We start from the raw sequence: 23610 nt of genomic DNA, 5'->3' as shown, positions 1-23610 counted from the left end.
GCAATCAGCGGGGCCCACAGAGACTCAGCGGGCCTGATAGATGATTCCCGGGCTGCATTGCACCATGCGGTACAACTCCGGCAGACCATTCAACGCCTCAGAGGCGCCGAGCATGAGGTAGCCACCCGGTTTGAGTGTGGCGTGGATGCGGCGCAGGATGTCCTTTTTGACTTCTGCGGAAAAATAGATGAGCACGTTGCGGCAGAATACGATATCGAACTTGCCGAGAATGCTGTAACTGTCGAGCAGGTTGAGCTGACGGAACTCCACACGGCTGCGTGCCGGCATTTTTACCGACCAGCGGCCGGGTGCAAGCTCATCGAAATAGCGGGTCAAACGCTCCTGGGACAAGCCGCGGGCAATGGCCAGACTGTCATATTGCGCCGCTTTGGCGGCCGTCAGCATGCTCGGGGAAATTTCGGTGGCAACAATCTGCCCACCCCCACGCAACTGACCTGGGTTGGCCCGCTCGTACTCATCGATGGTCATGCTCAACGAATAGGGCTCCTGCCCCGATGAGCAGGCCGCCGACCAGATGCGCAGGCGCTGCCCCGGCTGGTTGCTGACGAATTCAGGTATCAGTCGATTCTTCAGGATTTCGAATGGATAAGCATCACGAAACCATAGAGTTTCGTTGGTCGTCATGGCGTCCACCACGATCTCGCGCAGCCCTGAATGTGGCTGTTTCTGCATGTGTCGCATCAACTCGCCAAGATCGCGAATACCTCGCTGCTCCAGCAATCGGTTGAGCCGGCTGGCCACCAGATACTGTTTATTATCACCGAGCACGATGCCGCAGGTCCTTTCAAGAAAGTCCCGGAACAGGTTGAAGCTCTGATCAACTGCCGTCACACACAATGCTCCAGTCCAGATGCATGAGGAACATCCTCATTGCATTATGCCTCGCCTACCGTCTGCAATCGCTGAATAACCCGTTCGGCGAGATCGTCTGGTGAGAACTTTGCCAGAAAATCATCCGCTCCGACCTTGCGCACCATCGCCTGGTTGAATACGCCGGAGAGTGATGTATGCAACATGACATGCAGGTCTTTCATTCGCGGGTCGGCTCTCACCTCAGCAGTGAGAGTGTAGCCGTCCATCTCCGGCATTTCGATATCCGAGATCATCATCAGCAGCGAATCGGCCACTTGCACCCCGGCATCAGCCTGCGCCTGAAGCCAATTCAGCGCCTCACTACCGTCGTTGAGCGAGACCACCTCGATACCCAGTGCTTCCAGACAACGGATAACCTGCTTGCGCGCCACCGATGAATCATCGACCACCAGCACCTTGTGGCTGGCGGCCTCCGTAAGCACCCGTGCATCAGCGGCGCGCTGAGGTACGGCCTCTTCTCCGGCGATGACCTCGGCCAACACTTTCTCAACATCAATGATTTCCACCATCTGCTCATCCACCCGCGTCACTGCGGTCAGATAATGATCACGGCCGGTACCACGTGGCGGTGGGTGTACATCGGACCAGTTCAGGTTGACGATGCGCTCTACCGCCCGCACCAGAAAACCCTGCACCCGATTGTTGTATTCGGTGATGATGACAAAGGCGCTGGACAGATCCTCCAGCGCGCGCCCGCCGGTCGCCTGCTTCAGATCTATGATCGGCAAGGTGCCGCCGCGAATATGCGCCACACCGCGCACCACGGGATTCAGCCTGGGCAGCGTTGTCAGCCGGGGGCATTGCAACACTTCCTTTACCTTGAACACGTTGATGCCATACAGCTGCCGGCCGCCCAGCCTGAACAATAACAGCTCAAGCCGGTTCTGCCCGACCAGCTGAGTGCGTTTGTCCACCGAGTCCATTATGCCCGCCATCGTCAACTCCTCTGGATACTGTTTGAGCGGCATGGTCCTTGCTTGCGTATACCTTCAATATAGAGAGACGCCGGCATTTTGACGTGCGTAACCCCAAGGTCAAGGTTCGAATTCCATGCAGTTATCGGCACTTACAACCAGACTGATCGCGCTCGCTGCGCTGCTGAGTGCCGGCAGCCTGAGTGCCAGTCCGCTTATTGATCAGCTTATCGGCACCACCACCACTTATCTTGAAGATAAAGTTGCCACGCATCTGGCTGGCAGCACCCGGGACGCACGCTTCGAAATAAAAGTGAGCAGGCTCGATCCGCGTCTGCGGCTGCCTTTGTGTCCACCCGAGGCGATTCAGGCGAGCCTGGAAAGTCCCGACATTCCGGTCGGGCGTGTGACTGTGCGCGTCACTTGTGACAGCGATGTGCAGTGGCGGCTGTTCGTGCCAGCCACGGTGGAGCTGTATCATCAGGTACTGGTGACGACTCGCCCACTGCCGCGACACGCGGTCATTGCGGCGCAGGATATCACCTTGCGCGAGCGCAACGTGGGGAATATCAGCGGCGGTTATCTGATGCGGCCGGAACGCGCGATCGGCATGCGTGTGCGCCGACCCGTTGCGGCCGACACCGTGCTCAGCCCCAATCAGCTGGAGCAGGACGAAACGGTCAAACGTGGCGACAAGGTGGTAATCAGTGCCGCCAACAGCCGGGTATCGGTGCGCATGCCTGGGGAAGCATTGGAAAGCGGCAGTACCGGCAGTCAGATCCGGGTACGCAATCTCCGCTCCGATCGCGTGGTTCGGGCCCGCATCATCGGCCCCGGTCAGGTTGAGGTGGCTATGTGATGCAACCCATCGAATCGACTATACTTGCCGTCATCCACCCAAGTGCACAAAGCGCGCGCCAGATCACACATTTTATAGCCCAGATTCCTAAAGTTTCGCTGACTGCGGCCGTTACAGCAGTAGACATACAGGTTCTGAGGAAAAACCTATGGCCATAGATTTCAACACAGGCGGCACCAATAGCGCCGCACGCAGCAACCAGGCTGGCGCAGCTGGCGGCAAACGCGAGGTGTCAGAACGCCCGGCTGCCGACACACAAAACACCAGTGCCCCCGTAGCTGATTCACAGGTCAGCCTGAGCAATCAGGCTCAGCAGCTGCAGGCAATCGAAGAACGCTTGCGTGAATTGCCGGAAGTGGACACTGCCCGCGTCGAAAAGATCAAGCAGGCCATTGCCGATGGCAGCTACCAGATAGACAGCACCCGGATCGCCGACAAACTGATCGCTCTCGAACAGTGAACTGATGGTGGCCGTGCAAATCAGCGGAGAATGAAGGATGCAGGATTTCAGCGAGCTTTTTGCTCGGGCCACGCAACACTGCGAGCAGTTTTGCGGACTGCTTGATCAGGAGAAACAGGCCTTGCTCGACCAGGATATGTCCGCCCTTGACGCTTTGACCAAGGCCAAGGCCCCGCTGATAGAATCCCTGGCTGCCGATGGGCAAGCACTTGCCGCACACTGTGAACAGCTCGGCAAACCCGAGACTACCAGCCTGACGGACTTCATCGACTCCCTCAAGGCCCCGGTTCTGGCTCAGCACCACGCCAACTTCCTGGCTGCCGCCGAGCGCTGCCAGAGTGCCAATGTGCGCAATGCGCGCCTGATCCGGCACAGCCAGCATATGAACTCCTCTTTGCTTGACCTGCTGCGCAATCAGGGCGAAGCCAGCCAGAACGTGTATGATCGCCAGGGAAACGCCAGGCGCACGGCATCCCAACGCCCGATCAGTCGCGCCTGATATGGACGTTGCTGGCCCCGAGGCCAGCCCATTGACTCCAAAAACGAGAACCTGTCGTGTCAATGTTATTTGAACAAGAAGTCGGCCCACAGCCGCCCAGAGACGTCACCGCCAACATCGAGATCCAGTCCCTGCTGAAAACGCTGCAGCAGTCCAGAACCCCCTTACACATCACCTTTGATGGCCGCAGCCAGATCGTTCAAAGCCATATTGTTGAAGTGGATGCACTGAACGGCGCACTGCTCCTTGATGAAATGATCCCGCATATCGGCGACAAATGGGCCGATCAAGGCGAAGCGTTTCGAATAGATGCCTGGCTGGAAGGCGTACATATGCGCTGGCACAGTGCCGGTGCACAGAAGGTGCTGGTGGACGAGACGCCCGCATTCAATGTACCGCTGCCCGCCCGCATGACCTACCACCAGCGCCGAGGCGCCTATCGCGCCATTGTGCAGCGCAGCATCGATACCCGGCTGGAGCTGATTCACGCCAAGCACGAACGACGTTTCGAAGGCGAACTGTTGGATATTTCCGCAACCGGCTGCAAGGCCCGGCTATCAGGTGACCACGCCAAATCCCTGCATGCCGGTGAATGCTATGAGTTGAGCCGGATGCTGCTGCCCGATACTGTCCGCCTCGACATCAACATGGAGATACGGCACAGCGAATACCATGAAGGCACGGATACAACGCAGGTAGGCCTGCGCTTTCACCAACCCGGCACACAGGCGCAGCGGCATATCGACCGCTTCGTGCATTATCTCCAGCGCGAAGCGCGTCGCCTGGCCAAAGAAGATCTGTTTTAGAGACTATCCAGGCACCTACTCCCCGTCAGGCCGGCCGATGGTCGTCATCTTCCTCATCCACCGGCTGCATCTGTACATCGACCTCCTCCTGCATCTGATCGATCACCACCTGCTCATCGACCCGCGGGTCAATTGCCGCTGCCAGTGGTGAGCTGGCCAGGTTACCGGCAGCCGGCATGAACTGAATCGGCGCTTCATCGACCAGATGCTTACCGGTGACCCGCTCGGGCCGGACAATGACCACCAGCAACAGGCTGCTACAGGCCATGAAGACGTACAGCATGGACGCACCACCGACCTTCATCAGCACCGAACCGAGTAACGGCCCGGCACTGGCGCCCAGCCCAAAAGTGACCAGCAGCATCGCCGATAACATCACCCTCTCTTCCTGCTCGACGTGGTCATTGGCCAGCGCCACTGCGAGCGGATACAGGGTGAATGCCAGCAGACCGAACAGGGCAGTCAACAGCAGCAACATCTGTGGCCAGGCAACCAGTGCAATAAGCAGAGCAACCGTGGTCAGGATAACCGCATTCACCTGAATCATCCGGCTGCGGTCCAGACGATCGGACAACCACCCCGCTGGCCACTGCGCCAACAACCCGGCACCGATAGTCACCGCCATATACACCCCGACATGCTCGGTATCCAGCCCCATTGAACTGGCGTAGGCCGGCGCCAGACCATAGAAAGACCCGAGCAGCAGGCCAGCCACACCTATGGTTGCCAGCGCCTGGGGAATACGCTTGACGAACAGGCGTATTTCCAGCGGCGCCGGATGCAGGGGCGCGGGGTGCAGACGCTTGGTTACCGCCACCGGCACCAGACACAAGGAAGAACACATGGCCACCAGGATGATATGGCGCACGCTGAGTTCCGGCATTATCGTCAACACCAGCTGCCCAAGCCCCAGACCGAGGAAGGTCACCAGCATGTAACCAGCAAACACCCTGCCCCGCTGATGCGATTCCGCCTGCTCGTTCAGCCAGCTTTCCAGCACCATGTATTGACACATCATCGCCACGCCCACCAACCAGCGCAACACCAGCCAGATCTCGACACTGGAGGTCAATGCGTGCCCCAGCACCGACGCTGTCACCACCCCCGCACAGGCCACGAAGGCTCGAATATGCCCTACCTGAGCGATCAGCCGGTGACCTACAGACGCCCCCATGACCAGGCCGACGTAATACCCCGTCATCAATACGCCCATCCATATCTCACTTACGCCTGCAGCTGACAGACGCAGACCAAGATAGGTACTGAGCAGGCCACTGCCCAGCAGCATCAATAGCGTGGAGAAATACAACGACGAAAAGGAGGCGAAAGTGCTGGGCAATGGAAACTCCCGTTAAGCTGGGCACCGACAATGCGGCAAACATGACAATGATGGCGCTGTCCGACAAGACTCATTCGTTACACAGGATAGCAGCTGCAGACGCATCCACGACGCCCGGAAACGAGCGAAGTCAGGAACAGGTACTGAGGGAAGTGGTGCGCGAGCCCGGATTCGAACCGGGGACCTACCGCTTAGGAGGCGGTTGCTCTATCCAGCTGAGCTACAAGCGCAGATGACCGAAAGGCATCAGTTTTGTGCTGCGCATAATACCCGAACCCAACGGGACTTGACCACCTTGACAAATGCTGCCAAAGTTCGATCTCAAATGGCCAGCGCCGGAAACCCATCACGAAAATAAGACGTAATTCCGGCACTTTGTCAGCCATTGAAAAAAATGGGTATAAAAGTTGAGCAAAATGCTCTTATCCATTGTCAATGTGTCAGGGATTTTTCCAAGTCCTGACGAGATGGCGGTTTGGATGGCAGGAAGCCATGCGGATTCCAACTGGCCGGGATCGATTCATTAGCCAAAGCGATAATTGTTGCCCATGAAAACAGCACTTCAGCACTACACCAGCCGGACAGCTGACAAGTTCGTTGTTCGTCTTCCCGAAGGCATGCGCGATCGCATTGCCGAAGTTGCCAAGCAACACCACCGCAGCATGAACTCGGAGATCATCGCACGACTGGAACACAGCATGCTGGATCTTCCAAGTCTGCCCGAACAACCAACGCGCCAGACTCTCAATGAGCAGCGCTTGGAAGACCTGAATCATCCAGAACGGGAACTGCTCCTGCGCTTCAGAGAAATGAGCCGCCGCCAGCAAAATGCATTGATTGCTCTGCTGGCAAACGAGCAGGGCTGATCACCCGGCAGGCGCCGAAAGCCCCTGCCGGTATCTCCCGCCCCGACTGTAATAACAAAAACCCCGCTCAGTTACCTGGGCGGGGTTTTTTTCGGCTGAATATAAGGTCAGCTGACGAAGGTGAGCAGAATCCCCGCCGCCACCGCCGAACCAATAACACCCGCCACGTTGGGCCCCATGGCATGCATCAGCAGGAAGTTCTGCGGGTTCGCCTCCAGACCCACCTTATTGGAGACGCGGGCGGCCATCGGCACCGCCGATACGCCAGCAGAACCGATCAAGGGATTGATGGAGTGCTTGCTGAACCGGTTCATCAGCTTGGCCATCAATACACCGCCGGCCGTCCCCACACAGAAGGCAACCATACCCAGCACCAGGATGCCGAGCGTCTTGAGCTGCAGAAAGGACTCCGAAGACAGCTTGGAGCCTACCGCCAGACCCAGACCGATGGTCACGATATTGATCAGAGCATTGCGGCTGGTATCAGCCAGACGCTCGACCACACCACTTTCGCGCATCAGGTTGCCGAAGCAGAGCATCCCGACCAGCGGAGCAGCATCAGGCAGCAACAGCGAGATGAGCAGTAACAGCACCAACGGGAAAACGATCTTCTCGATCTTGCTGACAGGCCGCAGCTGGGTCATCACGATGGCCCGCTCCTTCTCCGTCGTCAGCGCGCGCATTATCGGTGGCTGAATCAGAGGCACCAGCGCCATATAGGAATAGGCCGCAACCGCAATCGGTCCCAGCAAATCCGGAGCCAGTTTTGATGTCACGAAGATCGACGTGGGCCCATCCGCACCACCAATGATGGCGATGGAAGCAGCTTCGCGCAGCGTGAACTCAAACCCGGGAATCCCCCATGCAGTCAATGCCAATGCACCCAGAAGAGTGCCGAAGATACCGACCTGGGCTGCTGCCCCCAGCAGCAGAGTACGCGGATTGGCCAGCATGGGACCGAAGTCGGTCATTGCACCCACACCCATGAAGATGAGCAGCGGGAACACACTGGTTGGGATGCCGACGTCATAGATGATTCTCAGCAGACCACCGACTTCCGCCATACCCGCCACCGGCAGGTTGGCCAGAACGCCACCAAAACCGATGGGAATAAGCAGAAGCGGCTCGAAGCCTTTGCGAATCGCCAAGTAGATCAGAAACAGACACACAATGATCATGAGCAGCTGGCCGGGCGCCATATGATACAGCCCGGTGGTGTGCCATAGCTGGGAAAGCTTGTCCATTTGGCTCTCCTTAACCGATGGTCAGCAAGGTATCACCGACCGATACAGCGTCGCCGACCTTGATATTGACCGAACCGATTACTCCGGACTTGATGGCGCGAATCTCGGTCTCCATCTTCATGGCTTCGAGAATCATGACGAGATCGCCCTCATCCACCTGCTCACCCGGCTGCACCAGCACCTTGAAGATATTCCCGGCCAGCGGGGCCACCTGCGGATCACCACCTCCAACTGCAACCGGAGCAGCACTGGCTGCCGTCGGAGTCACGTCACCCAACTGCTTGATACCGGTAATATCGCCGCCATCGGCTACCTGAACCACGAAGTCCTTGCCGTTGATCGTCACAGTGTAAACACCCGGCTCGCCTGGCTGACCGCTGGCCGGCGCCTGTTCCAAGCCGGTTGGTACCGGCTCGAAAGCGGACGGATTACCTCGATTCTCCAGGAACTTCAGACCGATTTGTGGAAACAAGGCGTAGGTCAGAACATCATCAATATCATTCTCGGCAAGCTTGATGCCCTTCTCCGCTGCCAGGTTGCGCAGCTCCAGGGTCAGCTTGTCCATTTCCGGCTCCAACAGGTCCGCCGGACGGCAGGTAATCGCTTCTGCGCCATCCAGCACACGTGCCTGCAGCTCAGCGTTGAAGGGCGCCGGAGCGGCGCCGTACTCGCCTTTGAGTATGCCTGCAGTTTCCTTGGTGATGGATTTGTAACGCTCACCGGTCAGGATGTTGATGACCGCTTGTGTGCCGACAATCTGTGAGGTAGGTGTGACCAGCGGGATGAAGCCCAGGTCTTCACGCACGCGCGGGATTTCCGCCAGCACCTCGTCGAACTTCTCACCGGCACCCTGCTCCTTGAGCTGGCTTTCCATGTTGGTCAGCATGCCACCCGGCACCTGAGCCACGAGGATGCGCGAATCCACACCCTTGAGGTTGCCTTCGAATTTGGCGTACTTCTTCCGCACTTCGCGGAAATAGGCGGCGACCTCTTCCAGCAATTCCAGATTGAGCCCCGTATCACGTGCCGTATCCTGGAAAATGGCCACGACGGATTCAGTCGGCGAATGGCCATAGGTCATCGACATGGAGGAAATGGCGGTATCAACGTTATCGATACCCGCTTCAGCCGCCTTGAGGATGGCTGCAGTGGACAGCCCGGCGGTCGCGTGGCACTGCATATGCACCGGAATGCTCAGGGTCTGCTTGAGGCGCGTTACCAGATCAAATGCAACATAGGGGTTGAGAATGCCGGCCATATCTTTTATGGCCAGAGACTCGGCGCCCATGTCTTCAATCTGCTTGGCCAGATCAACCCACATTTCCAGCGTATGCACCGGGCTGGTGGTGTAGGAAATCGTACCCTGCGCATGCTTGCCAACCTGCTTGACGGCCTTGAGCGCGGTCTCCAGGTTGCGCGGATCGTTCATCGCATCGAATACACGGAACACATCCACACCATTGTCCGCAGCGCGCTCGACGAACTTCTCAACAACATCATCTGCATAGTGACGATAACCCAACAGGTTCTGACCACGCAGCAGCATCTGCTGGCGGGTGTTGGGCATGGCCTTCTTCAATGCTCGAATACGCTCCCAGGGATCTTCACCGAGATAACGAATACAGGAATCGAAGGTCGCACCGCCCCAGGACTCGACCGACCAGAAGCCGACTTGATCCAGCTTGCCGGCAATCGGCAGCATATCGTCGAGACGCATGCGGGTAGCGAGGATGGATTGGTGCGCGTCGCGCAGGATTACATCAGTGATACCTAATGGTTGATTCTTCAGGTCGGTCATAAATATATGGCCTTTTCTCTGTAGTTTTTTATAAGAGCTTTTTGTCAGGTTCGGCGCGCACGATGCTGGCTGACAGCCGCACCTATGGCAGCGAGCAATTCGGAATCGACTGGTTGAGCGGTGGCGGCCATGCGTTTTGGCGTGCTGACAACAGGCGCAGCCTCGGGAAAGCAGCGATTGACAGCGAAGGACATCAGATTGATGAAACCAACCAACAGGATCAGAAAGACGAACACCGTGCCCACACCCAGTACCATCAGCTCAACGCCTTCCATCAGCAACTCGGAAGAAGTCATTATTCTTGTATCTCCAGTATCAAAAAAGCGCACCACTCAAGTGGACGCGCCTTCGGAATATTGACGGAACGAGACTCCACTCCGCCGTGTCAAAACCGGTCTAATGTATCCTGATGTGACATGCATGGCAATCAACGGGACGGACGATGCGCCGACCGGACTAGAGCAGGAACAAGGTCGCCAACCCAAGAAAGATGAAGAAACCGCCGCTGTCGGTGATCGCGGTAATCAATACGCTGGAGCCCAGCGCAGGATCTCCGCCGGTGCGCAACCTGGCCAATGGAATGATCACACCCATCAGCGCAGCCAGCAGCATATTCAGGAACATGGCCACCATCAGCACGACTGACAGTGCAATGCTGCCATATAGAAGGAATGCGATAACGGCCAGTACCGCCCCCCAACACACGCCGTTTATCATCGCGACCCCTGCTTCCTTGCGCAGCAGACGGCGACCATGTGACACCTGCACCTGGCCAGTGGCGATGCCTCGAACGATCATGGTGATGGTCTGGTTACCGGAGTTGCCTCCGATCCCCGCAACAATCGGCATCAGCGCGGCCAACGCCACCAGCTGCTCGATCGCGCCTTCAAAGAGACCGATGACCCGGGAGGCAATCAAGGCAGTACACAGATTTACCGCCAGCCAGGCCCAACGGTTGCGTACGGACTTCCAGACCGAGGCGAAAATATCCTCTTCCTCACGCAGGCCCGCCGAGTTGAGCACTTCGGTTTCGCTTTCCTGGCGTATGTAGTCAAGCACGTCGTCAACCGTCAGACGGCCACATAATATTCCGTCAACGTCCACTACCGGCGCCGTTACCAGGTCATAACGCTCAAATGCCTGAGCCGCTTCGCTGGCGTGGGTCTGCGGATCAAAGATTACCGGATCGGCTGCCATCACCTCCGCGACCATCGCGTCCGACGAGCTCACCAACAGCTTCTTGATGGGCAGCACGCCCTGCAATCGTCCGTCGTTATCGACGACAAACAATTTGTCGGTATGGTCGGGCAGCATATCGAAGCGCCGCAGATAACGACTGACAACTTCCAGGGTGACATCATCACGAATGGTCACCATATCGAAGTCCATCAGTGCGCCAACCTGGTCTTCATCGTAGGACAATGCGGATCTGACCCGCTCACGCTGCTGAGCATCCAGCATGTCCATCAGATCCCGGACCACATCACGCGGCAGGTCCGGCGCCAGATCTGCCAACTCGTCAGCATCGAGCATATTGGCGGCAGCAATGATTTCCTGATTATCCATATCTGCAATCAGGGTTTCGCGTACCGCGTCAGACACTTCCAGCAGAATATCGCCGTCGCGATCAAACCGGACCAGCTGCCAGACAGCCAGGCGCTCATCGAGCGGCAGGGATTCGAGGATATAGGCGACATCTGCCGGATGCAATTCAGCCAGCAGGCCTTGCAGCTCAACCTGGCTCGTAGTGCCATCGCTCCGCTGCGTCAACGCATCTGCCGGCCTGTGCTGCGCCAACAGCTGCAGTACCTGCTCGACACGGTCCTGCAAGCGCTCTGGAGACTTTCTATTCAGCTCTGACATTGGGGCGTCCTCCAGCAAGACAGAGGGTGAGGCGCAGCCACACCAAGCTACAACGAACCCAGGTTCAGTCTGGCAGGCTTTGCGCAGACATGATGACTGCTTTTCAGGAGACGAAAAAAAACCCACTGGGTTAGCAGTGGGTTTTTCCGTTTGGTGCACTCGGGAGGATTCGAACCTCCGACCGCTCGGTTCGTAGCCGAGTACTCTATCCAGCTGAGCTACGAGTGCGTTTCTTGCTGCGTAGTATATAGGCTTTCAACTTCTTGTCAAATGTTTTTTTCTTTAAATTTCAAGAACTTAACACTTGACAACCTATACACAAAAAGTGGCGGAGAGGGAGGGATTCGAACCCTCGACACCCTTTTGAGATGTACTCCCTTAGCAGGGGAGCGCCTTCGGCCACTCGGCCACCTCTCCGTAACACGCGCAGAATATTAACCGCGCGGCTTCGCTAATGCAATGAAAAATTTAAGAAAATTAATCATTTGGTGCATCTTCTTTTTCCTTCTGGATGCGTTGGTAGATTTCTTCACGGTGAACGGCCACTTCTTTCGGGGCATTGACCCCAATACGCACCTGATTCCCCTTCACACCCAGCACAGTTACCGTTACTTCATCACCTACCATCAGGGTCTCACCAACCCGTCGAGTCAAAATAAGCATTCCATTTCTCCTTGCTCAATAATCAGGACACAGCTCTGCGATAAAACCGGCTTATTGCCTGTCAGCCGTCAAGCTTGCATGAATGTGACCACAACCAACACCGTGCGTTCGATGTCGAAAGGGCAATTCATGCTGGCCTGAAGCAACACGCGGGCACGACAGCCAGAAACCGTACCCACCGGAGTGACCATACGGCCACCCCGTAAAGTTTTCCATCAAATGTGATCGGCATCCTGCTCGGGCGCATCCAATTCGAAGGCCGAGTGCAAGGTGCGCACGGCCAGCTCAAGGTACTTTTCGTCAATAACCACGGAAATCTTGATCTCCGACGTGGAGATCATGAGGATATTGATACCGTGAAGCGCCAGCGCCTCGAACATCTTGCTGGCCACGCCCGCATGGGAGCGCATACCAACGCCAACGATAGACACCTTGGCAATGGCACTGTCACCGGCCACTTCACGCGCACCGATCTCAGCGGCGACCTTGTTCAGTATTTCTTCCGTGCGTCGTTGATCAGTGCGATTGACGGTAAAGGTGAAGTCGGTGGTCTGATCCTTGGACACGTTCTGCACGATCATGTCGATTTCGATGTTTGCCGCACTGACCGGCCCCAGAATTTTGTAAGCCACGCCGGGGGTATCCGGCACGCCGCGGATGGTCAGTTTGGCTTCATCACGATTGAACGCTATGCCGGAGATGACGGGCTGTTCCATTGAAAGGTCTTCCTCAAGGGTAATCAGGGTCCCGGGACCCTCTTTGAAACTGTGCAACACACGCAGTGGCACGTTGTATTTGCCGGCGAACTCGACCGCCCGGATCTGCAATACCTTGGAGCCAAGACTGGCCATTTCGAGCATTTCCTCGAAAGTGATCTTCTCCAGGCGACGGGCCCCTTCAACCACCCGCGGGTCGGTCGTATAGACACCATCGACATCGGTATAGATCTGGCACTCGTCAGCCTTCAGCGCCGCCGCCAGGGCCACCCCTGTGGTATCCGAGCCGCCACGACCGAGTGTGGTGATATTGCCTTGCTCATCCATACCCTGAAACCCGGCGACGATCACCACCTTGCCGGCGCCCAGCTCAGCGCGCAGTCTGCCTTCATCTATATGCTGAATGCGCGCCTTGCCAAAAACGTTGTCGGTTTGAATGCGAACCTGAGCACCGGTATAGGAGACGGCAGGTACACCGATAGCGTTCAGCTTCATTGCCAGCAAGCCGATGGTCACCTGTTCACCGGTGGACAAGATCACGTCCATTTCCCGCGGATCGGGTTCGGCGCTGATTTCCCGCGCCAGACCGATCAAGCGGTTGGTTTCACCGCTCATGGCGGAAACCACGATGACCAGATCATGACCCTCAGCTTTGCACGCCTTGATTTTCTCGGCCACCTGGGCAATGCGCTCTACGCTGCCGACCGAGGTACCACCAAACTTCTGGACAATAAGTGCCATGTGTTGCACCAACTCCCAATGCCGTAATCGGTTATCCCGACCTTGTGTCAGACCGCCACCGGCGGCCGACCCTCTTTGTTGTCACTGCTGCGCAACCCACTCGGCTGCGCTGGTCAGTGCAGCGTCCAGCAGCGCAACCTCAGTCCCGCCACCCTGCGCCATATCCGGACGACCACCGCCCTTCCCGCCCACTGCCTGCGCCGTGGTGCGAATCAGGTCGCCAGCCTTGACCCGGGTCGTCAGATCCTTGGTAACGCCGGCTACCAGCACTACCTTGCCGTCCAGCTCGCCACCGAGCAGAATCACTGCCGAGCCCAATTTGTTCTTCAACTGGTCGGCCAATGCCAGCAGTGCTTTGCCATCCAGACCGTCGAGACGCTTGATCAGCACTTTCATACCGCCCAGCTGCTGCGCCTCACCCGCCAGATCATTGCCCGCGGCACTGGCCGCCTTGGCCTTGAGCTGTTCCAGATCCTTCTCCAACTGACGGTTGCGATCGACAACCGCAGCCAGTTTATCCAGCAGATTGTCACGCGAACCCTTGACCAGTTGTGCCGCCTGGCGCAGCTGATCTTCGGACTGATTCACCCAGTCCAGCGCGGCCTGACCGGTAATCGCCTCGATACGACGCACTCCGGAAGCGATACCGCCTTCGCTGATAATCCTGAACAAGCCTATATCACCGGTACGAGCAACGTGCGTACCACCACACAGCTCGACGGAGAAGCCGCCGCCCATGGTCAGCACGCGCACTTCGTCCCCATATTTCTCGCCAAACAGCGCCATGGCGCCCTTGGCCTTGGCCGTTTCAATGTTGGTGACTTCAATCTCGACGGCAGAGTTGTGACGAATCTGCTGATTGACGATCTGCTCCAGCTCACGCAGTTGCTCGGGGCGAATGGCCTCGAAGTGGCTGAAGTCAAAACGCAGTCGCTGACTGTCGACCAGCGAGCCTTTCTGCTGCACATGTTCACCCAGCACCTGACGCAACGCTGCATGCAGCAGGTGTGTCGCCGAGTGATTACCCTTGATCGCCTCGCGTACGCTGTCATCCACTACTGCGCGGATAGCGGCTCCACTGTGCAGGCTACCCTTGCTCACCACACCATGGTGCAGGTGGGCACCACCGGCCTTGGTGGTGTCACGTACATCAAAACGCACTCCGGCGCTGTCCAGATACCCGGTGTCACCTATTTGCCCACCAGACTCGGCATAGAAAGGGGTCTGATCCAGTACCACGACACCCGACTGGCCCTCATCCAGACTGTCGACCGCCTGGCCATCACGATAAAGAGCCACAATCTGCGCAGAGCCAACGGTTGCTGTGTAACCGTCGAAACGGGTCTCACCGTCAATCTTGACTACCTGATTGTAGTCAAGACCGAACTGGCTGGCCGACCGAGCACGCTCACGCTGGGCCTGCATGGCCACTTCAAAGCCGGCCTCGTCGATGGTCAGATCACGCTCCCGGGCAATATCACCAGTCAGATCCATGGGGAAGCCGTAAGTGTCGTACAACTTGAATACGACATCACCGGGAATCTCGCTGCCCTTGAGCACTGCCAGATCCTGTTCGAGGATCTTCAGGCCTTGCTCGAGCGTCTTGGCAAACTGCTCTTCTTCGGTTTTCAGCACGCGCTCGATCTGCGCCTGCTGCGCCTTCAGTTCAGGGAAGGCATCACCCATCTCGGCAGCCAGAGCCGGAACGATCCTGTGAAAGAAGGTGCCGGTCGCGCCCAACTTGTTGCCATGCCGGCAGGCACGACGAATGATCCGGCGCAATACGTAACCACGACCCTCGTTGGATGGCAGTACGCCATCGGCAATCAGGAAGCTGCAGGAGCGGATATGGTCGGCCACAACCTTCAGCGAAGCCTGCCCTTCATTGGCGCAACCAATGGCACCGGCAGCCGCGTTCAGCAGGCTCTGGAAAAGATCGATCTCATAGTTGGAGTTGACGTGCTGCAACACCGCGCTGATGCGCTCCAGCCCCATGCCGGTATCCACACTCGGAGCCGGCAGCGGGTGCATCACGCCATCAGCCGTGCGGTTGAACTGCATGAACACGTTATTCCAGATTTCGATGTAACGATCACCGTCTTCATCCGGACTGCCCGGCGGGCCGCCCCAGATGTGATCGCCATGGTCGAAGAAGATTTCACTGCACGGACCACATGGGCCGGTATCACCCATGGCCCAGAAGTTATCGGAGGCATAGGGCGCGCCCTTGTTGTCACCGATACGCACCATGCGCTCTGCCGGCACGCCGACCTCGCGAGTCCAGATATCGTAGGCTTCATCGTCACTGGCGTAGACAGTTACCCAGAGTTTCTCACCGGGCAGGTTCAGCCACTTGTCCGAGGTCAGAAATTCCCAGGCATAGAAGATCGCATCACGTTTGAAATAATCGCCGAAACTGAAGTTGCCCAGCATTTCAAAGAAGGTGTGATGACGCGCCGTGTAGCCGACGTTTTCCAGGTCATTATGCTTGCCACCGGCCCGCACGCATTTCTGGCTGGTAGTGGCGCGGGTATAGGCTCGTTTTTCCAGTCCCAGGAAGCAGTCTTTGAACTGGTTCATCCCGGCATTGGTAAACAGCAGCGTCGGGTCGTTTGCCGGCACCAGCGAACTGGAGGCAACTCGGGTATGCCCCTTCTCTTCAAAGAAGCGAAGGAAGGCTTCTCGGATCTCAGCGCTTTTCATAGGTCCCTTATCACGGATCAGGTCGGCCAGGCTCACGCCAGGCAAAGATCATCATTATATAGGCATAGCAAGACAGCGTGCATCATGCTACAGGTTCGATTCTGTCTATCGCTGCAATAGCAGTCAGGTTCAGCGCGGCGCATAGGGATCGACAACGCTCCCCGGCCCGCCTACCAACGCCACCGCGCGCACTGGCGTACCGGCGCGCAGGCGCAGCAGCTCGGCCGTTTCCGGCGCCACGACCAGCGTACCTGCAGCGACGCGTCCGGCAGCTGCGGTAATGCGGCAGTTCTCACGCTCACGGTTGTGTATCAGCCAGGTCTGCGCGTCGTCACCGGGGGTGCCGGTTGCCAATATCAGCAGCTGACTTTCGTTGATGCTGCGAATCTGGTTGCGTGGCGCCTCGATGGTGATACCACCATCGAATATGTCGATATAGCCCTGATAATGCAGACCTTCCTCAGTCAGCATGGCCAGTGCCGGCTCCGAATCGGGGTGCACACGTGCAATGGCATCGCGCGCTTCCGGACTGAGAAAACAGGTATAAAGCGGGAATTTCGGCATCATCTCGGCGATGAACGCCTTGCTACCGATGCCGGAGAGGTAATCGGCACGGGCAAAATCCATGCGGAAAAAATGGCGACCGAGACTATCCCAGAATGGCGAGCGGCCCTGCCGATCCGACAGACCACGTATTTCCGCCATCACCCGCGGTGAAAAATCACTGGCGAATTCCGCCATGTGAATGAACCGTGCCTTGGACAACAAGCGCCCGTTCAGGCTGTGCCGATGAGGCATATTCAGATACAGGGAGCATAGCGCCGTCGCACCGGTAAGATCATTATTCAGAAATAAGGTCGGCTGCTGTCGATAGACATTCAGCTCCCGACTGGCAGTCACCGTCAGTCCAACCCGATAGCTGTACCATGGCTCGCGCATGCCGGCCGCGGCAACCATGCCACTGGTACCCACCACCTCACCGTCGGCATCTTCCAATACGAACAGGTAGTCAGCATCTTCCGCAGGCAGACCACCGGCAAAACTGGCCGCTACGGCCTGCAGTCGCCGGCTCAGCCGCTCTTCGCTGGCTGGCAGGCTGGTCAATCCCGAGCCGGCGTCCGACGCCAGTTCGAGCAAGGCCGGCAAATCACCCATCCGTGCCGCGCGTACCAGCATCAGGCACCTCCAATCAGTCTGAGCGTGTCACCTTCGGTTACTTTCAGCAGGTCAGCCATCCGAGCATCCAGCGTCAGCGGCTCGCCCGGCTGCCAGGCCAGATCGCACAGACAGGCACGAAAATCCCGTATGCGTTCGTTGGCCACCAACCAGTTGCGGGTAACCGGGCCCGGCTGACCGATGCGCACCGTCGCTACCTCACTGCCACGTACCGAGGTCAGCTCGGCGGTCTTGGCTTGAACTACAGGACCACCATCGAAGATATCCACGTAGTTTTCGGTCTCGAAGCCTTCCTGCATGAGAATCTCATACACCATCTGCGACGCCGGCCGCACCTGACCAATCGCCTCTTGCGCCGCATCCGGCAACATGGCCACATAGATCGGATAACCCGGCATCAGCTCGGCCAGCCTGCCGCGCCCATGATTGCTGCCCAGGCGTTCAGCCTCAAGATAGTCAACATCGAAGAAGTGGCGGCCCAGACCGTCCCAGAACGGTGCATTGCCCTGCTCATCACTGATTCCGGACATTTCCACCGCCGTGGATTCGGCAAAGCGCTGCGGGTGCGACGCCATGAACAACAAGCGACCGCAGGCGTTGAGCTTGAGGGTGGAATAGTCCCCCTTCCAGGCTGAGTCCAGATAGAAACCGGTCAACAGACTGTGACCGGTCAGGTCATGGCACAGCGACAAGACGTGCGTCCGGTTATGCAGTCCAAGCTCATGGGAAGCATGAACAAAGATATCGTTGCGAAAGGTGTGGAACGGCTGACTGAAACCGGCGGCTGACATGATGCTGCTGCATCCGGCCAGACGACCGGTTTCCAGGTCTTCCAACACAAAGAAATAACGCTCTTCCCCGGTAAAGGTGACCGTCTCATCCATTGCGGCTTCAGTACCCTCAATGATCGTCGAGAGCTGCTCAACGTCTGCCGGCAGGGAGGTGATCCCCACCGGACTGGCAATCGCCAGACGCTCTATTTCAGGCAGATCGGCGAGGGTACACAGCCGCTGGATGAGCATGACAAACCTCCTGAGCTTACTTGGTCAGACGCAGCAGAGCTGCACGTAACCGTCCGAGCGCTTCACGAATATCCGCCTCGGGGATGATCAGACTGGGCGCCAGCCGCACCACATCGGCACCGGCCTGCAGCACCAGCAGCCCCTCTTCCTGCGCCAGCTTCATTACCTGGCCGGCCTGACCATGCCAGCGTTCAGAGAGAACAGCACCAATCAGCAACCCCTGACCGCGAATTTCCGAGAACACGCCGAATTCGTCTGCCAATATACGCAGGCCGGCGGTCAACTGAGCCTGACGCTCGCCGACACCATCCAGTACCTGCGGCGTGTTGATGATATCCAGCACCCGCTCTGCAACCGCACAACCCAGAGGGTTGCCGCCATAGGTACTGCCGTGGGTGCCGACACTGAGCGCAGGCGCAACCCGGTCGGTGGTCAGCATGGCCGCTATCGGGAAGCCGCCACCGATGCCCTTGGCACTGGTCAGAATATCCGGAGCCACGCCGCTGTGCATATAAGCGTACAGCTTGCCGGTACGCCCCATTCCGCTCTGGACTTCGTCGAAGATCAACAAGGCATTGTGCTTGTCACACAGCGCCCGCACGGCCTTCAGGTACTCGACGGAGGCCGGGATAACCCCGCCCTCACCCTGTACCGGCTCAACCACAACAGCACAGGTGCGCTCGGACATCTGCGCTTCAAGAGCAGCGATATCGTTATAGGGCACATGGCTGATACCGGTAATCGCCGGCCCAAAACCTTGCGAATACTTTGGCTGGCCACCGACACTGACAGTGAACAGCGTCCGACCGTGAAAGCTGTTGCTGCAGGCGATGATCTCGTGCTTGTCCGCGCCGGTATTGTCATGCGCCCAGCGCCGAGCCAGTTTGAACGCCGCCTCGTTAGCCTCGGCGCCGGAGTTGACGAACAGCACCTTGTCGGCAAATGTCGCCGCCACCAGCTTGCCAGCCAGACGCAGCGCCGGCTCATTGGTCATGATATTGGAGACGTGCCAGAGCTTCTGCGCCTGTTCGGTCAGTGCTTCTACCAATTGAGGATGCGCGTGCCCCAGAGAGTTCACTGCAATGCCACCAGCCAGGTCAATGTATTCGCGGCCCTGCTGATCCCACAGGCGCGAACCATCACCGCGCACCGGCACCATCTCCACGGGGGCGTAATTGGGCATCATCAACCGATCGAAATCGGCACGATTGACCTGCATTGACTGCGACATTCCTGCAACTCTCCTGTGTTCGCCCTGGGGCGGATAATGAATGCGGCACACCTGGCATGCCGGCTTTATAGGGTGGCCCGACGATCCTGCGCCTGCAGAGCACGATACTGGTTTCGCTCCTCGCGGGGAGTGATTCCGAAACCATTGCGATAGGCACTGGAAAAGTGCGGTCCTGATGAAAAACCGCAGGACAGACCGATCTGGATGATCGATTTGCTGGTCTGCTGCAGCATCTGCCGCGCCCGGTTCAGGCGCAGCTCCAGATAATACTGCGACGGCACACTGTTCAGATACTGTTTGAAGATCCGTTCCAGCTGCCGCCGGGAAACACATACATGCCGGGCGATCTCATCGGTCGTCAGCGGCTCCTCGATATTCGACTCCATCAGGATCACCGCCTGGGTGAGCTTGGGATGCGTGCTGCCCAAACGGTTGCGCAAGGGCACCCGCTGCTGCTCGCCACCGTCGCGAACGCGTTCAACGTTGAGATCTTCGGCAATCAAGGCTGCCAGATCCGCACCGTGATGTTCACCGACCAAGGTCAGAAACAGGTCAGTGATGGCGCAACCGCTGCTGCTCAGCCGCCCCTCATCCTGTTCAAACAGTCGCGTGCCGGCCTGCACCATGGGAAACCGTTCTTGAAACTCTGCCAGCATGCGCCAATGCACCGCGCATTTGCGACCATCCAGCAGGCCGGCCATGGCCAGTGGAAAAACCCCTTCTTCAAGACCACCGAGGGTCACCCCATCACGCGCCAGAGAACGCAGTTGCAACACCAGAGCGGGACTGAGCGAACCGGGCAACCGATCCGCATCGGCCACCAGCCACAAATGTGACAGAGCCTCCGGGGCATCACCCCAACGTCTCGCCGGCAACTGCCAGCCTTCCGGTGACAGTATCGGCTGGTCGTCGATGGTGTAGCAGTCCACTAGATAATGATCAGTCTCGGCCATGCGATTGGCCGAACGCAGCACCGCCAGTGCCGGCATCATGATTGCTGGATGGCAGCCAGGCCACAGCAGAAATGCCACGCGACGCGACTCAGCTGTCATCCGACGATCCGCCTGTGGCAGTAAACGCGCCCATGTTCCCGTCTGATCCCGTGATTCAAATTCAGTGCTGCATTGTGCCACATGCCGCGACCTGTGACACCGGAGCGCAGACGACGGAAATAAAAAAAGGGAGACATCGCGATAATGTCTCCCTCTCATCAAACTTCCACTCTCACAGCTGCGCAGCAAGGCGCCAATCAACTACCGGGGGCGGACATCTTCTTCACTGCCAGACGCGCCATTTCGTCATAGATAAGCTGCGGCTGTGCCTGCTTGATCGCCCAGGCTTCGCGGCCTTTTTCGTGGGGCAGAATCATGAAGGTGCCGGCAGTGCTTTCCCGGTAAATCAGATCAGCGATATCCGTCGCGGAAATGGGCGAGCTTTCCAGCAGCTTGGCAATATCCTCTTTCGACTCACTGCTCGGCCCACGGAAGGAACTCAGCAGATTGGTCTGAAAGAACGATGGACAAACCACATTGACCTGCACACCCTTGGGCTGCAGCTCACACAGCAGGCTTTCCGACAACGCCACAACACCGGCCTTGGCCACGTTGTAGTTGCTCATACCCGGCGCCTGCATCAGCGCAGCCATGGAAGCGATATTGATGATCCGCCCGCTGCCCTGGGATACCAGCATGGGCACGAAAGCCTTACAGCCCTTGACCACCCCCATGAGATTGATACTGATCTGCCACTCCCAGTCTTCCAGCGTGAGATCCTCGAACCAACCGCCCGATGCCACGCCGGCATTATTGACCAGCACATCAATGCCTTGCATCAACTCATCACAACTCTGAGCCAGCGCGGCCAATTGACTGTAATCACGCACATCACAGCGCCGGGTAAACCCGCTGCCGCCTACGGCCTCTACCAGCCGCAGCGTTTCGCCAAGCCCCTCTTCCTGGATGTCAGCCAATGCCAGTCGCGCGCCCTCTTGCGCATAACGCAACGCCAGTTCACGCCCCAGCCCGCTGCCGGCACCCGTCACCACCACCCGCAAACCTGTCTTGTGCATATTGCCTCCGTTCATCGCCGCCATCACTGAGCCACTTATTGTTTTTGTATCACCCGCGTATTTCCGCCAGTCTAGCCGGGCTGACTCACCGGCAGGAGGGAAAATGAGCAATATAAGTGTCACGAATGGCGGTAACTCACCAACGGCTTCAGGAACGGGGTTTTGCGTGGTCGCGAACGTGGTTGCGCCGATAGGTGTCTTCGCCCATGGCACTGATCTGCCCTTCGATCAAGGCATCAAAGGGCCGGAGCAGATCGGTAAAGTCGGTCTCGGGCTCGAGCATCTGCAAGGCCATGGTTCCTGCCTCGATCGTCGACAAGGCATCGGCTGCCGCCGCCTTGCGCAGCCGGTAACGACTGGTCAGCCCCTCAGGGAGGGCCACCTGGGGTAGTTGCTGCAGCAACGGGTTCAGATACAACAATTTGCGTGCCTTGCGCCAGGTACCATCGAGCAGAATCAATCGGCGCGGCCGGGTATCAGCCTTCGCAGGCATCAGTACCGGCACATCGAGCCCCGGAAACAGCAGCTCCGTTCGCCATTCGAGATCGGTAATCCGCTCCACCCAGTGCAGCGGCAGTTGTTCAACGATCAGCAGCTGCGCATTAGTCAGACCAGCTACCAGCAAGCGCGCCGTGTTGAGCGCATGCTTACGCTCATCCGGATGCTGGATTACCAGGATTTCAGTGCGCGGCGTGAGGCTCGGTAGCAGATGGCAGAGGCAAAGCTCCATCGGCCGACAACATTGCGCACACCGGGGCCGCACAGTATGAGATGAAGAAGTGCTGGATGAGTCGGACATGAACCCACTCGAACGGTCAGTGAGCTGGGCAGTCTAGGGGCTGGGGGTCAGCCGTGCAACGACCGCCTTGGCAGCCGGAATAAAAAAACGGTCACCCGAAGGTGACCGCCAAAGGCCTTGCGAGCCATGCACGTTGAGGGTGGCATTCAAGACACCCTGGAAATCAATGGAAACTCAGGACGTCTTTTTGGCTGTCTTGCGTGCGTCCTTGTAGATGAACACACCAACCCCAGCCAGAAAAACAACCATGAGGGCAACTGTCAGCAAACCGGCAATCACTGCGTCATCAATAAACATGAGGGCTTCTCCGCATCCATGTATGTCTGTGTATGGTTGAAGAGTACCCATGAATTTCATCCGGGTTCTTGATCCGGATCAATTAACCGCCGGTTTCAGCGTTTTTTCGGCTTTTTCTTTTTCGAGCTCTTCTTTGACTGCTTTTTTGCTGCAGACGGAGAAGGCAGGGGGAAGGCTTTTTCAAAAGCGGCACGCACCTTGAGCAGGCGCGCCTCATGGATATCGTGCAGGCGACTGTGCCGAGCTTCGGCAAGATCGATAACCGGGGCAGATTCGGGTTGGTCGGACATGCAGACTCCTTGGGAAGAGGATAAGCCTACCACTTAAGCCCTGATGTCAACCAGCAACCCCTTGCGTGGCAGGTCAGGAGAGCCTTCCGCAGCAGCCTCGGTTGACTGCGCTTCTTCTATAGCCTGCGGCGCAGGTTCTTGTCGCTGCTGTCGCTGGCCTTGCTGCTGCGAAACGTACTCTTCTACCGGCAACTCCGACAGCGGGTCGCCGGGCACACCTTCGGTCGCGCCGGGCCTGATCTTGCGCTCGGGTTTGAAAGCGTCCTGTTGCACACCTGCTACTGGGAGGCCGGGAATAAGCATGGGTCTGTCTACCGTTGATCGTTATCTACAGGATGATACTCATGTTATCGACCGTCAAA

The 23610-nt window shown here is 57.8% G+C and carries 24 protein-coding genes and 3 tRNA genes; 5 read left to right on the top strand and 22 right to left on the bottom strand.

Going from position 1 to position 23610, the window contains the following annotated elements; genetic code table 11:
* Nucleotides 1-24: 24 nt before the first annotated feature.
* Both INT39_RS06300 and INT39_RS06295 read right to left on the bottom strand, forming a co-directional pair.
* Nucleotides 25-852: a CheR family methyltransferase gene (locus INT39_RS06300; protein ID WP_193072895.1), complete on the bottom strand. Its 828-nt coding sequence runs from the start codon at nucleotides 850-852 to the stop codon at nucleotides 25-27.
* 44 nt (nucleotides 853-896) lie between these two features.
* Entirely contained in the window at nucleotides 897-1829 is a 933-nt protein-coding gene (locus tag INT39_RS06295) for a chemotaxis protein CheV (RefSeq protein ID WP_193072893.1), read from the bottom strand.
* Between the two features lie 115 nt (nucleotides 1830-1944).
* Between INT39_RS06295 and flgA the strand changes: the two genes are divergently transcribed.
* The 4 genes from flgA to INT39_RS06275 all read left to right on the top strand — a co-directional run bounded on the left by flgA (nucleotide 1945) and on the right by INT39_RS06275 (nucleotide 4432).
* Nucleotides 1945-2667, top strand: a complete 723-nt coding sequence (flgA, locus tag INT39_RS06290; RefSeq protein WP_193072892.1) for a flagellar basal body P-ring formation chaperone FlgA — start codon at nucleotides 1945-1947, stop codon at nucleotides 2665-2667.
* A 148-nt stretch (nucleotides 2668-2815) separates the two neighbouring features.
* A complete protein-coding gene (gene flgM / locus INT39_RS06285; protein WP_193072890.1) occupies nucleotides 2816-3127 on the top strand; it encodes a flagellar biosynthesis anti-sigma factor FlgM in 312 nt (103 codons plus the stop codon).
* A gap of 37 nt (nucleotides 3128-3164) precedes the next feature.
* A complete protein-coding gene (locus INT39_RS06280) occupies nucleotides 3165-3626 on the top strand; it encodes a flagella synthesis protein FlgN (RefSeq protein ID WP_193072889.1) in 462 nt (153 codons plus the stop codon).
* A gap of 62 nt (nucleotides 3627-3688) precedes the next feature.
* A complete protein-coding gene (locus INT39_RS06275) occupies nucleotides 3689-4432 on the top strand; it encodes a flagellar brake protein (RefSeq protein ID WP_193072887.1) in 744 nt (247 codons plus the stop codon).
* A 25-nt stretch (nucleotides 4433-4457) separates the two neighbouring features.
* Here INT39_RS06275 and INT39_RS06270 read toward each other — a convergent pair whose 3' ends face one another.
* Together INT39_RS06270 and INT39_RS06265 are read right to left on the bottom strand one after the other, a co-directional pair.
* On the bottom strand, nucleotides 4458-5771 hold the full coding sequence (locus INT39_RS06270) for an MFS transporter (protein WP_193072885.1): 1314 nt from the start codon (nucleotides 5769-5771) through the stop codon (nucleotides 4458-4460).
* A gap of 153 nt (nucleotides 5772-5924) precedes the next feature.
* Nucleotides 5925-6001 (bottom strand) — tRNA-Arg (locus tag INT39_RS06265).
* Nucleotides 6002-6319: 318 nt separating this feature from the next.
* Between INT39_RS06265 and INT39_RS06260 the strand changes: the two genes are divergently transcribed.
* On the top strand, nucleotides 6320-6637 hold the full coding sequence (locus INT39_RS06260; RefSeq protein ID WP_413468902.1) for an Arc family DNA-binding protein: 318 nt from the start codon (nucleotides 6320-6322) through the stop codon (nucleotides 6635-6637).
* Nucleotides 6638-6744: 107 nt separating this feature from the next.
* Here INT39_RS06260 and INT39_RS06255 read toward each other — a convergent pair whose 3' ends face one another.
* The 18 genes from INT39_RS06255 to INT39_RS06175 form a co-directional block, all read right to left on the bottom strand.
* A complete protein-coding gene (locus INT39_RS06255) occupies nucleotides 6745-7881 on the bottom strand; it encodes a sodium ion-translocating decarboxylase subunit beta (protein WP_193072881.1) in 1137 nt (378 codons plus the stop codon).
* Nucleotides 7882-7891: 10 nt separating this feature from the next.
* Nucleotides 7892-9679, bottom strand: coding sequence for a sodium-extruding oxaloacetate decarboxylase subunit alpha (oadA, locus tag INT39_RS06250; RefSeq protein WP_193072879.1), 1788 nt, complete (start codon nucleotides 9677-9679; stop codon nucleotides 7892-7894).
* A gap of 44 nt (nucleotides 9680-9723) precedes the next feature.
* A complete protein-coding gene (locus INT39_RS06245) occupies nucleotides 9724-9975 on the bottom strand; it encodes an OadG family protein (RefSeq protein WP_193072877.1) in 252 nt (83 codons plus the stop codon).
* Nucleotides 9976-10135: 160 nt separating this feature from the next.
* Complete coding sequence (gene mgtE / locus INT39_RS06240; RefSeq protein ID WP_193072875.1) at nucleotides 10136-11542, bottom strand: magnesium transporter; 1407 nt, start codon at nucleotides 11540-11542, stop codon at nucleotides 10136-10138.
* 151 nt (nucleotides 11543-11693) lie between these two features.
* Nucleotides 11694-11770: transfer RNA gene (locus INT39_RS06235), tRNA-Arg, on the bottom strand.
* Between the two features lie 98 nt (nucleotides 11771-11868).
* Nucleotides 11869-11959, bottom strand: a tRNA-Ser gene (locus INT39_RS06230).
* A gap of 60 nt (nucleotides 11960-12019) precedes the next feature.
* Complete coding sequence (gene csrA, locus INT39_RS06225) at nucleotides 12020-12205, bottom strand: carbon storage regulator CsrA (RefSeq protein ID WP_193072873.1); 186 nt, start codon at nucleotides 12203-12205, stop codon at nucleotides 12020-12022.
* Nucleotides 12206-12420: 215 nt separating this feature from the next.
* Nucleotides 12421-13662, bottom strand: a complete 1242-nt coding sequence (locus tag INT39_RS06220; RefSeq protein ID WP_193072871.1) for an aspartate kinase — start codon at nucleotides 13660-13662, stop codon at nucleotides 12421-12423.
* Nucleotides 13663-13743: 81 nt separating this feature from the next.
* Nucleotides 13744-16365, bottom strand: a complete 2622-nt coding sequence (alaS, locus tag INT39_RS06215; protein ID WP_193072870.1) for an alanine--tRNA ligase — start codon at nucleotides 16363-16365, stop codon at nucleotides 13744-13746.
* A gap of 129 nt (nucleotides 16366-16494) precedes the next feature.
* Nucleotides 16495-17541 carry an arginine N-succinyltransferase gene (gene astA, locus INT39_RS06210; RefSeq protein ID WP_193072868.1) on the bottom strand — a complete coding sequence of 349 codons (1047 nt, stop codon included), beginning with the start codon at nucleotides 17539-17541 and terminating at the stop codon, nucleotides 16495-16497.
* Nucleotides 17541-18563, bottom strand: coding sequence for an arginine N-succinyltransferase (locus INT39_RS06205; protein WP_193072866.1), 1023 nt, complete (start codon nucleotides 18561-18563; stop codon nucleotides 17541-17543). The genes astA and INT39_RS06205 overlap by 1 nt, the downstream gene beginning before the upstream one ends.
* A 16-nt stretch (nucleotides 18564-18579) precedes the next feature.
* Nucleotides 18580-19794, bottom strand: coding sequence for an aspartate aminotransferase family protein (locus tag INT39_RS06200; protein ID WP_193072864.1), 1215 nt, complete (start codon nucleotides 19792-19794; stop codon nucleotides 18580-18582).
* 65 nt (nucleotides 19795-19859) lie between these two features.
* A complete protein-coding gene (locus tag INT39_RS06195; RefSeq protein ID WP_193072863.1) occupies nucleotides 19860-20846 on the bottom strand; it encodes a GlxA family transcriptional regulator in 987 nt (328 codons plus the stop codon).
* A gap of 197 nt (nucleotides 20847-21043) precedes the next feature.
* The gene (locus INT39_RS06190) at nucleotides 21044-21862 is read right to left on the bottom strand and encodes an SDR family oxidoreductase (RefSeq protein WP_193072862.1); all 819 of its coding nucleotides are present in this window, start codon (nucleotides 21860-21862) and stop codon (nucleotides 21044-21046) included.
* Between the two features lie 148 nt (nucleotides 21863-22010).
* Nucleotides 22011-22661, bottom strand: a complete 651-nt coding sequence (locus INT39_RS06185; protein WP_193072861.1) for a tRNA-uridine aminocarboxypropyltransferase — start codon at nucleotides 22659-22661, stop codon at nucleotides 22011-22013.
* Between the two features lie 174 nt (nucleotides 22662-22835).
* Nucleotides 22836-22958, bottom strand: a complete 123-nt coding sequence (gene ccoM / locus INT39_RS22660) for a cytochrome c oxidase subunit CcoM (protein WP_264299082.1) — start codon at nucleotides 22956-22958, stop codon at nucleotides 22836-22838.
* Between the two features lie 95 nt (nucleotides 22959-23053).
* The gene (locus tag INT39_RS06180) at nucleotides 23054-23248 is read right to left on the bottom strand and encodes a hypothetical protein (RefSeq protein WP_193072860.1); all 195 of its coding nucleotides are present in this window, start codon (nucleotides 23246-23248) and stop codon (nucleotides 23054-23056) included.
* A gap of 33 nt (nucleotides 23249-23281) precedes the next feature.
* Nucleotides 23282-23551 carry a hypothetical protein gene (locus tag INT39_RS06175; RefSeq protein WP_193072859.1) on the bottom strand — a complete coding sequence of 90 codons (270 nt, stop codon included), beginning with the start codon at nucleotides 23549-23551 and terminating at the stop codon, nucleotides 23282-23284.
* Between the last annotated feature and the right edge of the window lie 59 nt (nucleotides 23552-23610).

The organism is Pseudomonas sp. FME51, from assembly GCF_014897305.1.
The sequence above is the reverse complement of the archived record's forward strand: the minus strand, read 5'-3'. Positions and strand labels throughout refer to the sequence as shown.

Coding starts and splice junctions, on each gene's coding strand:
- INT39_RS06295 (WP_193072893.1), bottom strand. CDS start 1,829: ATGGCGGGCATAATGGACTCGGTGGACAAACGCACTCAGCTGGTCGGG.
- flgA (WP_193072892.1), top strand. CDS start 1,945: ATGCAGTTATCGGCACTTACAACCAGACTGATCGCGCTCGCTGCGCTG.
- flgM (WP_193072890.1), top strand. CDS start 2,816: ATGGCCATAGATTTCAACACAGGCGGCACCAATAGCGCCGCACGCAGC.
- INT39_RS06280 (WP_193072889.1), top strand. CDS start 3,165: ATGCAGGATTTCAGCGAGCTTTTTGCTCGGGCCACGCAACACTGCGAG.
- INT39_RS06275 (WP_193072887.1), top strand. CDS start 3,689: ATGTTATTTGAACAAGAAGTCGGCCCACAGCCGCCCAGAGACGTCACC.
- INT39_RS06260 (WP_413468902.1), top strand. CDS start 6,320: ATGAAAACAGCACTTCAGCACTACACCAGCCGGACAGCTGACAAGTTC.
- INT39_RS06255 (WP_193072881.1), bottom strand. CDS start 7,881: ATGGACAAGCTTTCCCAGCTATGGCACACCACCGGGCTGTATCATATG.
- oadA (WP_193072879.1), bottom strand. CDS start 9,679: ATGACCGACCTGAAGAATCAACCATTAGGTATCACTGATGTAATCCTG.
- INT39_RS06245 (WP_193072877.1), bottom strand. CDS start 9,975: ATGACTTCTTCCGAGTTGCTGATGGAAGGCGTTGAGCTGATGGTACTG.
- mgtE (WP_193072875.1), bottom strand. CDS start 11,542: ATGTCAGAGCTGAATAGAAAGTCTCCAGAGCGCTTGCAGGACCGTGTC.
- csrA (WP_193072873.1), bottom strand. CDS start 12,205: ATGCTTATTTTGACTCGACGGGTTGGTGAGACCCTGATGGTAGGTGAT.
- INT39_RS06220 (WP_193072871.1), bottom strand. CDS start 13,662: ATGGCACTTATTGTCCAGAAGTTTGGTGGTACCTCGGTCGGCAGCGTA.
- alaS (WP_193072870.1), bottom strand. CDS start 16,365: ATGAAAAGCGCTGAGATCCGAGAAGCCTTCCTTCGCTTCTTTGAAGAG.
- astA (WP_193072868.1), bottom strand. CDS start 17,541: ATGCTGGTACGCGCGGCACGGATGGGTGATTTGCCGGCCTTGCTCGAA.
- INT39_RS06205 (WP_193072866.1), bottom strand. CDS start 18,563: ATGCTCATCCAGCGGCTGTGTACCCTCGCCGATCTGCCTGAAATAGAG.
- INT39_RS06200 (WP_193072864.1), bottom strand. CDS start 19,794: ATGTCGCAGTCAATGCAGGTCAATCGTGCCGATTTCGATCGGTTGATG.
- INT39_RS06195 (WP_193072863.1), bottom strand. CDS start 20,846: ATGACAGCTGAGTCGCGTCGCGTGGCATTTCTGCTGTGGCCTGGCTGC.
- INT39_RS06190 (WP_193072862.1), bottom strand. CDS start 21,862: ATGCACAAGACAGGTTTGCGGGTGGTGGTGACGGGTGCCGGCAGCGGG.
- INT39_RS06185 (WP_193072861.1), bottom strand. CDS start 22,661: ATGTCCGACTCATCCAGCACTTCTTCATCTCATACTGTGCGGCCCCGG.
- ccoM (WP_264299082.1), bottom strand. CDS start 22,958: ATGTTTATTGATGACGCAGTGATTGCCGGTTTGCTGACAGTTGCCCTC.
- INT39_RS06180 (WP_193072860.1), bottom strand. CDS start 23,248: ATGTCCGACCAACCCGAATCTGCCCCGGTTATCGATCTTGCCGAAGCT.
- INT39_RS06175 (WP_193072859.1), bottom strand. CDS start 23,551: ATGCTTATTCCCGGCCTCCCAGTAGCAGGTGTGCAACAGGACGCTTTC.